This window comes from uncultured Rothia sp., from assembly GCF_916049665.1.
Lineage (GTDB): Bacteria > Actinomycetota > Actinomycetes > Actinomycetales > Micrococcaceae > Rothia.
Window position 1 is genome coordinate 1 of sequence record NZ_CAJZIE010000060.1, and the last position, 13,761, is coordinate 13,761.

Here is a 13,761-nt window from a genome sequence, read left to right on the forward strand (position 1 = left end):
AACCCGTCATATTGATTTCAATCGGTTTTCCGGAATTAATCTGCTCCTCAGAAATAGAATCCACATCATAGGTAATAGAAGGCAGAACAGACTGTGGAAAATCATTTGTTACAGGGAGCACCGTACGAATATGATCCTCAGTATTCCACTGATAGGGGTGCGCTTCATCTAGCGGGCGGTAGGTCAAAATAACTTCGTACTCCATGCCCGCAGGGATGCCGTTGGAGGATACTTCCAAGTCGGCGCTGAAAGTCCCGTCTGGGGCAGGCGCCGGAACGTCAAAGCGCGGTCCCTGGTATGTTGGCTCCTGGTGAGGACCCACGTAGGTAGAAGAACCCTTGGGCGCAATAACGAGGCTACGTAGCTCGTGATGCGCCAAGAATTCGGGAGTGAAGCCGGTGCCCTCAACATGCACCGTGCCTCCGGCATAAATTCTTAGTGCTCCGCTAGTGACGCGCAGAGTCGGTAGCGAATTGGTCTGCTCGCCCTGGGCCGCAGGATTCTGCTGGTTGTCTGCTTGCTTCTGAACTAAAGCTGCAGCGGGGGAGGCGGGGGTCGCCTGTTCCGGGTCTGCATGAGCAGGTGCAACCTGTGCCGGTTGTGCCGGGTGTTCGGGAGCCGCCAGCGCCGCCGGGGCGATACCGGCAAGCGGGCTCAAACCCAACAGTAGCGACAGGCTGAGCGCGCGGGCGCTCGCCGGGTGGCGCGGGGCGGTGGAATGGCACCGGGCGCCTCGTGGTGTGAAGAATGAAGACATCATTATCCCATCTACAAAAAACTGTACGGTGAGTGAAGCGAGCGAGTAGATGAAGAGAGCGAAGAAGTTGAGCGGATAAAGCGTGAAAAGACCCCCCCAAAAAACAGGGGAGAAGAAGCCCCGTAAAGCCCGGTGTCGGGCAAAAGAACTCGCAGAGGCAGGGAAGAAAAACCGAGGCGGTACCGGCGGGCTGAAAAGCCGAACTACGTCGAACATCCCAGCCCACCGGTTACCCCTCACCACGACCGGGCGTTACCTGAGGTGGCTGCCGCCGTGGTCCATACGGTACAGCATCAACGCCAAATCACCAGCGGATACGAAAGACCTATCAAAGTCCTCATAAGCGTATTCCCCGTCAATGCGGTAACCCCACATGCGGTGATCAACAGCCCACTGAGCCTCGCGCCAGAAAGCGCTACCCTGACGAACCTTATGCTGCCAGCCGCTAGCGCTCCGGGGCGCATCATTATTGCCCGGCAGGCTACTGTTCTTCGGCAGCGAGGCAGAGGTCAGCGCCTTCGGCGTGACCTTACCCATCGCCTTCTGATACCTGTACAGGAACGCCACCGTCGACGGGGTCGAAAGGTGCGTATCCGGGTGGAACTTGCCGTCCGCCCAACCGAAGGTAATACCCTTCTGACGAGCCCAAATGAACGCGGCGTAGTCCGGGTCGCTCGTTGCCACATCCGCATACGGGCTAAAAGCAGGTAGCTCAACCTTCGGGGAACCAGCCAATCGGTACAGCGCCACCGTCACATCGCGGCGCGTCAGATTGCTATTCCAGGACATCGGCGAAGGACCAGGTAAAATCTCACGATCAGCAAACCAGCGTTCAGCAGCCTGCAACTCATCCTCACGCGTCAGCTTCAGAGGAATATCCTCGACATCAAGCTGCTCCACCGACTCCGCAGCACCATCCTTACCGGGGGTGACCTTCTCCAAGACCAGACGATAAGCGCCCGAATAGCTCAGCTGCTGAGTGATCGTCAGGTCCATCTCCACCCTGCCATCCTGGATGCGATCGGCGGGAATCGCCTGCTGGAGTACCGTCTGACCGGTCAAACGCCCCCGCTCATCAACATGCTGCACCGAGAGGCGGTACGATCCTTCACCCGGCGCAGAGAGCCCGGTAGCGCGTGCCGTAAATGAGTTCGTCTTCGCGTACGGGCTCAGGCCCACCGACCCAAGGTGCAGTGCGGGCCCCGTGGACTCGTGCTCGGGAGAATGCACCGGAAGGAACTCAGCAACATCATTCAGCATAGAACCCGGAGAATCTTCCATGCCGGGGTAAGGCAGCCCGTCCCCATACATGCCAATAAAATAGAGCTTGCCCGGCTTCAACGTACCCGCAGGAATCTTCATCTCCGTGCTGAAATAGTTATTGCGGAACCACCTGGAGTTAACCCCGTAGTACGTGTAGTCCACCCGCTGAGTGAACACAGGCTCACCCACCATCTTTCCCGTTGCAGGGTCAGCCTCATAGATAGCGATGACCGGAGAATCATTAGAAATCAGTTCCCTAGCCCGCACGAGGACATGGCGTCCCTCAACCCGCAGCGTCGTATCCTTCCACGGGTCATTGATAGCGGATTGACTGAAGGTGTAGGTCCCACGGGTCGGCTGCGCATCCTGAACCACATCAATATGGGCGCGGGCATACAAACGGTCCGCCAAACTCCAAGGTTCCAGCTCAGCTTCATCCGACGACCAGTAGTACGTCATCACCACATCGAAGAGCTCACCGTCGGCAGCCTCAATGTACTGCGGGGGAACCTCAAACGTGTAGGTGAGGCTACCGTCCGGGTTCTCCCGCACCTGGGGCTTCAAGTCCTTGAGAAACCCGCCGTACTCGTCGAGAGGCGCATAACTATTGTGTTCCGCATACGCGTACAACGATCCGCGCTGCACCAGAACCAGCTCGTAGAAAGTGTACTTCTTACGGAATTCAGCGCTCAACGGAGAAGTCGTCACCGACACCGTGCCACCCTGAGAAATATTGAGGGTTCCCGAATCGACCTTCAACTGAACATTTGCCGGGTTCACCCAATCAAAAGCATCAGCGGCAAGAGGCGCCATCGGAAGCTGGGTGCTCACCGTGAACTTATGGTGACCGTACGAATACTCATAGTCCGAGAACACCACACGCACTTCAGCCACTGAACCGCGAGAAGTCGGCCTATAGCTGGAATAACCGTCAACCTTATACTCAACCTCCACGGTCAGAGTACCGTCAGCATTGCGGGTTACCAGCTCGTCACGCTTATAGTATTGGTCGGCTACATCATTCTTCGCAAAAGGTGCCTTCTCACCAGAGGTAGCGTTATAAATCGCCACAGACTCAAGGTAGTACCCCAGGTCCACCTCGGGTGAGATATTAGAAATAGTCACCTTATAGACGCGGTCCTGACCGGGATCAAAATCCTGCGCAGCAACAGATACCTTCGGCAGGGTATTCCTGAACGAATTATCCTGATATGCCATGCGCGCAGGGTGATTGCCCACAGGAACGAAGGGGAACTTACGCGACAGCTTCTTCCACCCGTTCCCCCCGTGGGTTTCTACACCGGAAACATCCAGGGAATACCCCTTACCGGACTTCAGGACTCCCGCAGGGATAGTAATCTTCTTCTGGAAATAGCCGTTAGGAATCAGACCCTTGAAAATGCGCTGATTCTCTTCCGTATCCGGTGCCTTCAGCTCACCAAGCGAAGCCACATTAGAGTTCGTGACCTTTCCCTGCTCATCATGCTCGGACAGGGTGAAGTCCACGGAGCTGACATCCTGAAAACCGGTACCCGTCAGCGTCACCTCAATCGGCTGGCCGGAAGCAATCTGCTCCTCAGAAATAGCCGAAACATCATAGGTGATGGAGGGGAGCTGCGCCTTCGGGAGGTTGAACTCCACCGGCAGCGCCGTACGGACGCGATCCTCAGTGTTCCACGCATAGGGGTGCGCATCATCTACGGGGCGGTAGGTCAGAATAACCTCGTACTCCAGGTTTGCCGGCAGGCTATTCGCCGGAACCGTCAAATCAGCGCTGAAACTGCCGTCAGCAGCCGGTTTCGGGGCGTCAAAGACAAAGCCGGGGTAATCGACCTTCTGGTAGGGGTTAGCGTAGGTTGAAGAGCCCTTCGGAGCAATCGTGAGGCTACGCAACTCATGATGCGCCAAGAACTCCGGGCTCAGCCCGGTACCCTCCACGTGCACGGTACCGCCGTGAAGAATGTCGAGGGAGCCGCTGGACACGCGCAGGGTCGGCAGGGAAGCATCCTGCTTAGCACCCTGCACGGGAGTGTTCTGCGCAGGTTCGTTCTGCGCAGGTTTGTTCTGGGCAGGCGCGTTCTGCGCGGGTGTTTCTTGAGGCACTGCCAGCGCCGCAGGAGTAAGACCTGCAAGCGGGCTCAAACCCAGCAACAGCGACAGGCTGAGCGCGCGGGCGCTCGCCGGGTGGCGCGGGGTATCAGAATGGTGCGGGGCACCTCGTGGGGCGAAAAATGAAGACATCATAATCCCATCTACAAAATTTATACGGTGATTGAAGTGAGTGAGTAGATGAAGCGAGTGAAGAAGTTGAGCGGATTGAGCCTGAAAAGCCAGGCTAGGGGAGAAGAAGCCCCGTAAAGCCTGGCGTCAGGCAAGAGAGATCGCCGGGGAGGGGAAACAGAGGCGGCACCGGCGGGCTGAAAAGCTGAACTACGTCGAGCACCCAGCCCACCGGTTACCCCTCACCACGACCGGGCGTTACCTGAGGCGGCTGCCGCCGTGCTCCATACGGTATAGCATCACAGCCACCTGACGGTACGACATCTTGAAGCCCTCAAAGCTCTCATAGAAGTAACCTTGATCAGGCATGTAACCCCAGATACGTTGCTCAACAGCCCAACGAGACTCACGTGAAAAAGCAGTCTCCGGGCTGATCCAGAGCCGCCAATGAGAGCTATACGGGAAATGGGTCTGTTTCTTCGGGGTAGAGTCCGGTAGCGAAGGAGACGTCGGCAAGCTTGGCGACACCTCCCCCTGGGATCGCTGATACCTGTAGAGGAACGCAGCCGTGGAACGGTCCGAAAGCGGCTCATTCGGGTGGAAGCGACCATCAACCCAGCCGAACGTAATACCCCGCTGACGAGCCCAAATAATCGCGGTATAGTCAGGGTCATCCGGCGTAATATCCGTGTAAGGGCTGACTGCCGGAAGCTCAACCTGCGGCGCACCCGCTAACCGGTACAGTGCCACCGTCACAGAACGGCGGTTCACTGACTCCCAATCGCGATCAGAGGGGTAGCCCGGCAGAATTTGACGGTTCACAATCCATTTCCTGGCAGCCTCCATTTCCTGTTCCTGGCTGATATCCAAGTCCAGATCTTTGGAAGCAACCTGCTCAACCGAATCGACAGCGTCACCCTGATTCGGGGTTACCTTCTCCACAAAGAGCCTATAGGCCACCTCAAAATTCAGGGCATAGCCGGGAAGAGAAAGCGTCTGCCCCGTACGACCCTTCTGAATGCTCTCGGCAGGAATCACTTTCTCCCAAGACTTCTGCCCGGTCGGACGGCCATGATCATCAATCGGCTGCAAGGAGAAACGGTAGTAGCCCTTGGTCAGCGGCGGCAGACCCAAAACAGTCACCTTCAAAGTATTATTCTCGCGATAAGGGCTCATCTTATCTCCCGAGACGTAGATGCTGGTGGGAGCTGCATCTTGCTCCGAGGTACCTACCGGGATGAAATCTGCCACATCGGTCATCCATGCACCAGGGTATTCCTCGGAACCCGGGCCAGGATAACCACCGCCGTAGAAACCAATCCTGTACAGCCTGCCCGCTTTGAGAGTACCCCCGGGAATCGTGATAGCCGTACTGAAATGGTCGTTCAAGAAACTATCACAGTACTGATTGCACCTGGTGTAATTCAGATTCTGCATAAACACAGGCGAACCAATACCCTGCCCGGTCACCGGATCAACCTCATAGAGGGTCAGGACCGCCGGGTCTTCAGGACCCCAAAAGGTGCTTTTCGAGAGGATATGGAAACCCTCAACCGTCAGGGTTGTATCCTCTTCCGGATGCTCGATAGAAGATGAACTGAAAAGGTAGGTGGTCTTCGTAGGTTTAGCGTCCTGCACCACATCGGTAGGAGTGCGGACTACCCGGCGATTCGACCACGTCAACGGATCCGGCGCATACTCATTCGACGGGTAATACGTCAGCACCGTATCGAAGAGAGTCCCCTCTTTAGCCTCAACAATATGGGCGGGAACAACGAGCGTGAAAGTGAGGCTGCCATCCGGGTTCTCTCGCACATTACCCTGCTGCTTGAGGTCCTCAACCATCCCACCGTACTGAGTGAGGGGAACATAATTATGATGCCCGACATGGACGTACGTGGAACCACGTTCCACCAACGCGAGCTCATGGAACGTGTACTTCTGCCTAAACTCGGCGCTCAACGGAGAGGTTGTCACCGACACGATACCGCCCTGAGAAATGTTGAGGGGGCCTGTCGTGACCTTCAAATCAATGTTCTCCAGCTCAGAGGCAGGATCGCCACCCTGCACTTGAGGCATCTGACGGGCCGGTGTTTCTTGAGTAGTTGCCTGCTGCGTGTTCACAGGGGAGGCGGGCGCCGGCTGAGCCGCCACCGGCGTCAAAGCCAACAGCGGAGACACGCCCAACAGCGGAGACAAACCCAACGCCAGGGAAGCGCCCGCAACTTTTCGGCGCGCGCCACGGGCAGGCTTAAAGAATGAGGACATCATTATCCAATCTGAATTTTCTGCATGAAAGAGGTGAGTGAGAAAAGAAGTTGAGAGGATCAATGAGTGACAGTCCACCGCGCCGAACTCGCCCCGAATCCATATCGTAGAGGACCCGTCGCAGCGGCATTCTGAAGTGCAATCTCAGCCTACCAACCCGCGTCTTAAACAATCAATGAAAACACGAGAAAAACATGCCGATGAGAGTTATAAGACAAAAAATTCAAAAATTACGTCCCGGCTTTATATAAAGCCCAAAACCCCAAAAGACCACACAATAGAGAGGCAAAAACTGGACACATAACCAGTACTAAAAACGGTGCCCAACAGTGCCAGCGCTAGAAAACAGGCACACGAAAAGGGGCGGTGAGAGAAAAACTCTCACCGCCCCTTCTTCAGGTCACTATCTTCAGCTGCTGTTCTTAGAAGTCAACCCAAGCTAAAACACGCAGGGGCAACCGTACGGTTCAAGGTACCTGCCGAATCTTAGTCATCGATATAGGGGCTGTTGGGGATGGTGTCAAGCATGTCGAGCATTGACAGGACACGAGCCAGCTCCTCGCGGGTAGCAGTCTTGGTCGGACGGAAATCCTTGCTCTTATAGTGATAGCTCGTATCGATATTCACCGACGAGTGCAGCCACACCGACTCGGTGTAGAACGGGGCACCCGGCTTCATATCCTGCGGGGTAGTGGGACGGAACCAATAAGAACGACGACCGGGGGTCAGCATAAAGTAACGGTAGAAGAACGCAGCCATCGTAGCGCGGCTAGCCACCGCCTCCGGGTGCATCTTACCGTCAGACCAGCCGGAAGTCAGACCGTTCTGATACGCCCAAATATACGCCGGGTAACGCTCATCCTTCGGGGACAAATCCGGGAAAGGAGAGCGCGCAGGAAGCTTCACCTTCGGCGAGCGGGCGCCTCGGTAGATTGCATCCATCAGGTCGCCGCGGGTCACCGCACGCTTAGGGTAGAAGCAACGTTCCTTATCGAGCAGCAGAACCTTTGCCTTACATGACCTGTAGATATCGGGGGCGTACTCGCCATCCATATCAATGTCCACAATGAAAGGTGCCCACGCGAACTCCGTGTCAATCTTGGGGCGAACTTCAAGAGTGCGCAGAATGGTGTACTGCTGACGGCGCGGACGAAGAGACAAGCGAACCCCGTAGTTTCCATTCGGGCCACCGGTGATCTCAGAATCAATGACGTGATGCCTAATGTAGACATCATTCTCGATGCGCTTCTTCGGCTCAAGAGAGAAGAAATAGAACTGCTTGAAGCCCTTCTCCTTGGTGTAGTAGCCAGCCTCAATGTACGGGGTGTACAGGCCAGTATCAAGCACAGCCTGCAGGCCGGTAATCTCGTAGCTGAGGTTGAAGCCGCTAATATCAAACGACGCCTCGGTAATCTTGAACGTCAGCGGAGTGGTCTTAACGTCCAAGGTGGCAGCCTGGGCGTTCTGCTCGCTGGCGTGGTAAGCGCCCAAAGCGCCAGCGACTGTTAGTGCTGCTGCACCCTTAAAAAGGGCGCGACGAGAGGAAAAAGTAGACATAACGTTGTCCCATCGATGTGTTTCTGAGTGGTTACTTCTACGCTAGCAAACCAATAACCATTGGGTAAGCCTCTAGTCGTTTGCTATACGTACGTGGCGTGACGTGTTTCCATGTGTGTTGAGTTGAAAATGTGAATGTTAGTGAGTGAAATACCCGCCACCAATGGCGAGACGTTTAACACTATAAACATTTTTACTCGCAAAAAGAAGGCGGATAGCTAGACACTAACCGCCTTCTCTGCTCATCAAAAGCTACCCCTAAAATGTGGAGAAATGTGGTTTTACAAGGGGTAATACAGATTTAAGCCCCTAGAAAAATAGTTAAAAAATTTTCAATATGATGCAAAAAATAAGAGGAAATAAATAGTTGGGCAACCTACTGCTCATGCACCAGCAGCGTCAAAACACCCGCCTTACGCGCCGTCGGCAGGGTGCACTCCACCGACCAGTCCTCGCTGACCGCCTCCAAAAATTCGGCAATACCCGCCGTGGAGCCATCAATAGGACGAGCCGCCAAGCCCGACTGAATCAAGTAGCGCGCAAACAGGCCGCGGTAATGCTTCGCCATGTGCGAGACGACCTTACGCGAACCATCAGCCGCCACACGCTCCACACGAACCGCCAGAGTCTGCGACGGGGGAGTCACCCACGACTTCGCGTAGGCGGCAGAACGGCAATCCAGAATCAGCTGGTCCTTCGCAGTTGCCTCCAGGGCGGTACCCAGCGCGCCCTTCCAGAAGGAGGCGAGCGCACCAATCGAACCCAGCTTCACGCCCATGGACAGGCGGTAGGCGGGGATCGCGTCCTCGGGGCGCAGAATACCCCACAGCGCCGAAGAAATCAGCAGCGACCAGTGCGCGGCGTCGCGTTCGGCGGGGGAGAAGCTCGCATAATCCAGCGCTTCGAACAGCACGCCCGTGTAGGTGTGGATTGCCGGCTGTGCAGGCTCGGTCAGCAGGCGCGTGTTGCGTTCCACCTCTGCTTCGAGGGATGCGCCCACCTTGAGCTCTGCCAGGGCATCGGGTCCCGAGCTGACCGCGGTCAGCTCCTCCAGGACGCTCTCACGCTCGGAAGTGAGCTCAGGGAACGAGAGGTCAGCGAAAGAAACCGGCGCATTGCCAGCCGGGGCGGGGGTCTTACCTTCGGAAGGGGGAAGAAGAATCAGCATCTCTCCAGTGTACCCGCGAGGCGCAGCGTAGTTGCGAGGCGAAGTAAGCCTGCGAGGCGAACTGCGAAAATAGTCGCCGCCAGGGGTATGCGTATAATGGGTTGGGTGAAACGGGCCGTCCGGGCAATCGCGAGGCACACGTGCTTCGAGGAAAGTCCGGGCTCCACAGCACAGGATGGTGGATAACATCCACTCGGGGTAACCCGCAGGCCAGTGCCACAGAAAGTAAACCGCCGCGGTTCGCTGCGGTAAGGGTGAAAGGGTGGTGTAAGAGACCACCAGCGGGCGCGGTGACGTGCCCGGCTAGGTAAACCCCATTCGGAGCAAGGTCAAACAGAATACGCCATGGTAGGGTAGTGCGCCCGATCCCCGTCAGCTTCCTTCACGGAGGTGGGGTGCGTATTCGGGTAGGCTGCTTGAGGCGTGCGGCAACGTACGTTCTAGATAGATGATTGCCTCGAAACGCCCCTTCGGGCGGCGTTTTAGACAGAACCCGGCTCATAGGATGACCCGTTTCACGCTACCGTTGGCTGAAGGAAAAGATCATCGGCTGATGGAAAACGAAGACCGCGAATGCGCTCGAGAGTGCATTCGCGGTCTTCGTTTTAAGTTCTCGGGAGGTCGGTCCGACCTTCAGAAGAGGTCGTGATTAGTGGCCGAACGGATCCGGATCCACGCCGGGCATCCACGAGTTACCGTCGACGGTCCAGCCTTCCTTCTTCACGACCTTCTTCATCTTGCTGGTCCACTTCTTGTTCAGACGGTTCACGTACAGCTTGCCGTCCAGATGGTCGGTTTCGTGCTGCATGCAGCGTGCGAACCAGCCGGTCGCCTCAAAGTGGACGGGGTTGCCGTGCTCATCAAGACCGTTCACGGTGACCCACTCGGCGCGCTTGAGGGGGAAGCTGTAACCGGGGAAGGACAGGCAGCCCTCTTCCTCCTCGTACGGGTCCGGGTCAGCGGTAGAAATCTTGCCCAGGGTCAGCACCGGGTTGATGATGCAGCCGCGCGGGGGCACGCCGTCCTCGTTCTCCATCTTGTAGGTGAAGATGCGCAGGCCCACACCAATCTGCGGTGCTGCCAGACCCACACCGTTGGATGCGTCCATGGTCTCGTACATGTCAGCCACGAGCTCCTTGAGCTCATCATTAAACTCGGTGACGGGTGCCGCGGGGCGGTGCAGAACGGGGTTGCCGTGAATAACGATGGGGCGAATAGCCACGGAATCATCCTTTGCTTGTGTTGAATGGGAACTGTTGAACGGGAACTTGCCGGATGCGCCTGCCGCATGAAGATACGGGGCGTGCCCTGTTCCCGCTCGCTGGTTTAAAGTGCGGGTGTAAAAGCTCTATTCCGGTAAACCGTGTGCGGGGCAACCGAACAGGGGATAACGCGAACAGAGGGTAAAGCGAAAGGGCCGTTACGGATAACCATAACGACCCTTTCCATCGGGGTGATCGACGGGGGTTGAACCCGCGACCTCCTGGACCACAACCAGGCGCTCTGCCAACTGAGCTACGACCACCATGTGCTTCGCTTGGTTTCCCTTGCGATATGCAACGGATACTACTGTACAGGAGATTCAGGAACCTGCCAAGTTGAAAAGCCGTGATGCTCGTTACATGCTGTGCCTGATGTGAACCGCGGGGGAGGGGAGCCCACTGAGGCCCGTCGAAGCCCTCAAAATCAACTGCGGCACCTAAGCAGTGCCACTGGCTAGAGACTATGCTTCGGTAGCCTCAGAAGCGGACGCCTCAGCCTCGCGTTCAGCTGCCTCACGTGCGGCACGCTCCGCCTCCACCTCACGCGCAATCTGCGCCGAAGCAATCGCATCCGGGCCCTGCGGCACAAAAATAGCGCGGCGGTAATACTTCAACTCATCAATCGAGTCCTTGATATCACCCAGTGCACGGTGGTTGCCGGTCTTCGCCGGGGCGCTATGACGAGCCGCCGGGTACCAGCGCGCCGCCAGCTCCTTAATGGTCGACACATCAATCACGCGGTAGTGAAGGTGCGCCATGACCTCGGGCATGTAACGCTCCAAGAAACGCTTATCCATGCCCACGGAGTTGCCGCCCAGCTGCGCCTTGCCCGCCACCGGAACATACTTCTTGATGTAACGAAGCACCTGCTCCTGCGCGTAATCCATCGACACGCCGTGCTCAATATCGGGCAACAGACCCGACGCCTCATGCATCGAACGCACAAAGTCATTCATGTTCTCCAGCGCACCGGCAGGAGACTCATTACCGGGCTTAATGACGAACTCAACGCCAGAACCCAGAATGTTCAAATCGGCATCCGTGACCAGAACGCCCACCTCGACTAGAGCGTCATTCTCCACGTCCAGGCCGGTCATCTCGCAGTCAATCCATACAATACGTTCACTAGAAATACTCACCCTCCCACTCTACCCCCAAACGCCGCCGACCAGCCTCCCGACCTGTCATAAAAGCGCACGCAGCACGCACACAAGAACAAGAAATAGGGGAGCGGGTGCGCCCACCGATGTACCCACCGATGCGTCCGCCGCCCTGTCCGCCAGTTCTACCGCAACAGTGAATCCGCCGGGTGCTCAGAGCCGCTCGGGTATGATAAAAACCAGAACGACGATGCAGACAGAAAGGGAGTTATGCGCGCACCAAAGGAGCTAGCACACCGGCTCACCACCCCCGGCGCACACGACGCACCCCTCTCACCCAAACTCTTGGACTACGTCAATAATCACCGTCTGCGCACGCTGATTATCGGCACCATCGGCTCCATCATGGTCACCCTCGGTTCCTACGCCGTAGGCTGGCTCGCCGACAGCTCCAACTTCTGGCGCTACGAAATTATTCGCGCCATCCGATTCGAAGCCGCGTGGGTTATCACCGGCATTATCCTGCTCGCCCTCGGCGCCATGATCATGTGCCGCGAATGGCTGCGCATCTACCAGAAAATGGGCGACTGGAACGAACCCAACACCATGCGTTGGATGATTGCCGTCACCGTCAGCTGGTCCCTGCCACAGGTCTTCGCGTTCACCATCTACAGCCGCGACATGTTCTCCTACTACGGTCAGGGCATGGTCATGGCGCACGGCCTCAACCCGTACAAGCACGGTGTCTCCGAAATCTCGAACTTCATGCAGAACGGCGCGGACCCCATGTGGGCGGAATCCCCGCCGCCGTACGGACCGGTCTCCCTCAAACTCGAAGAGTGGATTGTACGCCTGGCAGGGGAGAACATCGACCTCTCCCTCTTCTACTTCCGCCTGCTCTCCGTGCTCGCGGTCATCGGCATCCTCTTCTACGTGGCAAAGCTCGCCAAGGCGCACGGCTTCAACCAGGTCCGCGCCCTCTGGCAGATCGGCCCGAACCCGCTGTTCATCGCATCGTTCATCGCCAGCGGCCACAACGACTCGCTCATGACCATGTTCATGCTCGGCGGCCTCTACTACGCCAAGCGCTACCGCGACACCCTATGGGGCGGCCCGCTCGGCGTGACCTTCGTAGCCTTCGGCGTTGCCGTCAAGCCGCTCGCCCTCGTGGTGCTGCCCTTCGTGGGCCTGCTCTGGGCGGGTAAGAACGCCTCCTGGCCGCGCAAGTTCATCTTCTGGGCTCTCTCCGGTGTGCTGCTGCTCGCCGAAATGGCGCTCATGGGCTGGGCAACCGGACTGGAATTCGGCTGGATCAAGGCGCTGTCCACCACCGGCGGCCAGTACATCTGGTACACCCCCTTCGGCCTGGTCATCGGCGCCGCCTCCCTGTTCGTTCAGGGTGACACCTTCGAGGTCATCCGCAAGCTCATCGAAACTGTCGGCAAGGGCATTGGCATGCTCGGCGCCATGGCAATGGCATTCGTCGGACGCGACCGCAATATCGTGCGCCACGCCGGCCTCGCAATCCTGTTCATGCTCCTGTGCAGCCCCATGATTCAGCCCTGGTACCTGCTCTGGGCAATCCCGATGCTCGCCGCAACCGGCCTGCGCTCGCACTTCCAGCTCATGTGGTACTTCATCACCACGCTGTTCTTCATGGCGTACGGTGTGAGCGACCAGCTGAACGTTTCGCCCTACCTGCGCGATTTCAACCAGGACATGGGTCGACTCATCGCGACCGTCATCTGCCTGGGCTACATCATCTACCTGGTTGCCCTCGACCCGGCAACCCGCCGCCTGGTGTACGTGAGCCTGCACCCCACGCAGATTCGCCGCACCACCATCCGCCTGTGGTGGCAGCTGTTCCCCGGCGCAACCCGCCGCCGTGCACGCCGCCGCGAGGTGAAGAAAGCAGAACGGGAAGCCGCTAAGGTAGGCTCCTAGCGCAAACTCCTAACGCGCCCGTCTGGCCCGGTAGCCCAGTGGCATCCTCCGCCTGTAGAGGCGCGGTGCATGAGAAGCTCAAAATCTCATGTACCCTAGAGGAAGGCCTCAGTAGCTCAGAGGATAGAGCAGGAGCCTTCTAATCTCTTGGTCGGGGGTTCGATTCCCTCCTGGGGCGCCGTAACGAAAACCGCCCCGCACCCTAAACTCAGGGTGCGGGGC

7 protein-coding genes, 2 tRNA genes, 1 other RNA gene and 1 pseudogene are annotated in these 13,761 nt (G+C 57.5%); 3 read left to right on the forward strand and 8 right to left on the reverse strand.

The window, feature by feature from the left end; all coding sequences use genetic code 11:
• The 5 genes and pseudogenes from QZ540_RS06660 to QZ540_RS06680 form a co-directional block, all read right to left on the reverse strand.
• Positions 1-760: pseudogene (locus QZ540_RS06660) on the reverse strand (siroheme synthase); the annotation flags it as partial.
• Positions 761-1,009: 249 nt separating this feature from the next.
• Positions 1,010-4,264 carry an S-layer homology domain-containing protein gene (locus QZ540_RS06665; protein ID WP_294628629.1) on the reverse strand — a complete coding sequence of 1,085 codons (3,255 nt, stop codon included), beginning with the start codon at positions 4,262-4,264 and terminating at the stop codon, positions 1,010-1,012.
• A 234-nt stretch (positions 4,265-4,498) separates the two neighbouring features.
• On the reverse strand, positions 4,499-6,571 hold the full coding sequence (locus QZ540_RS06670) for an S-layer homology domain-containing protein (RefSeq protein ID WP_294628631.1): 2,073 nt from the start codon (positions 6,569-6,571) through the stop codon (positions 4,499-4,501).
• Positions 6,572-6,994: 423 nt separating this feature from the next.
• A complete protein-coding gene (locus tag QZ540_RS06675) occupies positions 6,995-8,065 on the reverse strand; it encodes an S-layer homology domain-containing protein (RefSeq protein ID WP_294628633.1) in 1,071 nt (356 codons plus the stop codon).
• A gap of 376 nt (positions 8,066-8,441) precedes the next feature.
• Positions 8,442-9,233 (reverse strand): YaaA family protein, encoded by a 792-nt coding sequence (locus QZ540_RS06680; protein WP_294628635.1) that lies wholly within the window; start codon positions 9,231-9,233, stop codon positions 8,442-8,444.
• A 111-nt stretch (positions 9,234-9,344) separates the two neighbouring features.
• Between QZ540_RS06680 and rnpB the strand changes: the two genes are divergently transcribed.
• Positions 9,345-9,750, forward strand: an RNA gene (rnpB, locus tag QZ540_RS06685) — RNase P RNA component class A.
• Positions 9,751-9,882: 132 nt separating this feature from the next.
• Here rnpB and def read toward each other — a convergent pair.
• The 3 genes from def to orn all read right to left on the reverse strand — a co-directional run bounded on the left by def (position 9,883) and on the right by orn (position 11,634).
• Positions 9,883-10,455, reverse strand: coding sequence for a peptide deformylase (def, locus tag QZ540_RS06690; RefSeq protein WP_294628637.1), 573 nt, complete (start codon positions 10,453-10,455; stop codon positions 9,883-9,885).
• Positions 10,456-10,685: 230 nt separating this feature from the next.
• A tRNA-His gene (locus QZ540_RS06695) sits at positions 10,686-10,758 on the reverse strand.
• A gap of 198 nt (positions 10,759-10,956) precedes the next feature.
• On the reverse strand, positions 10,957-11,634 hold the full coding sequence (gene orn, locus QZ540_RS06700; protein WP_294628639.1) for an oligoribonuclease: 678 nt from the start codon (positions 11,632-11,634) through the stop codon (positions 10,957-10,959).
• Between the two features lie 231 nt (positions 11,635-11,865).
• On the opposite strand from orn, the gene mptB reads away from it, so the two are divergent.
• The gene (gene mptB, locus QZ540_RS06705; RefSeq protein WP_294628640.1) at positions 11,866-13,539 is read left to right on the forward strand and encodes a polyprenol phosphomannose-dependent alpha 1,6 mannosyltransferase MptB; all 1,674 of its coding nucleotides are present in this window, start codon (positions 11,866-11,868) and stop codon (positions 13,537-13,539) included.
• Positions 13,540-13,644: 105 nt separating this feature from the next.
• Positions 13,645-13,717 (forward strand) — tRNA-Arg (locus QZ540_RS06710).
• Positions 13,718-13,761: the final 44 nt, after the last annotated feature.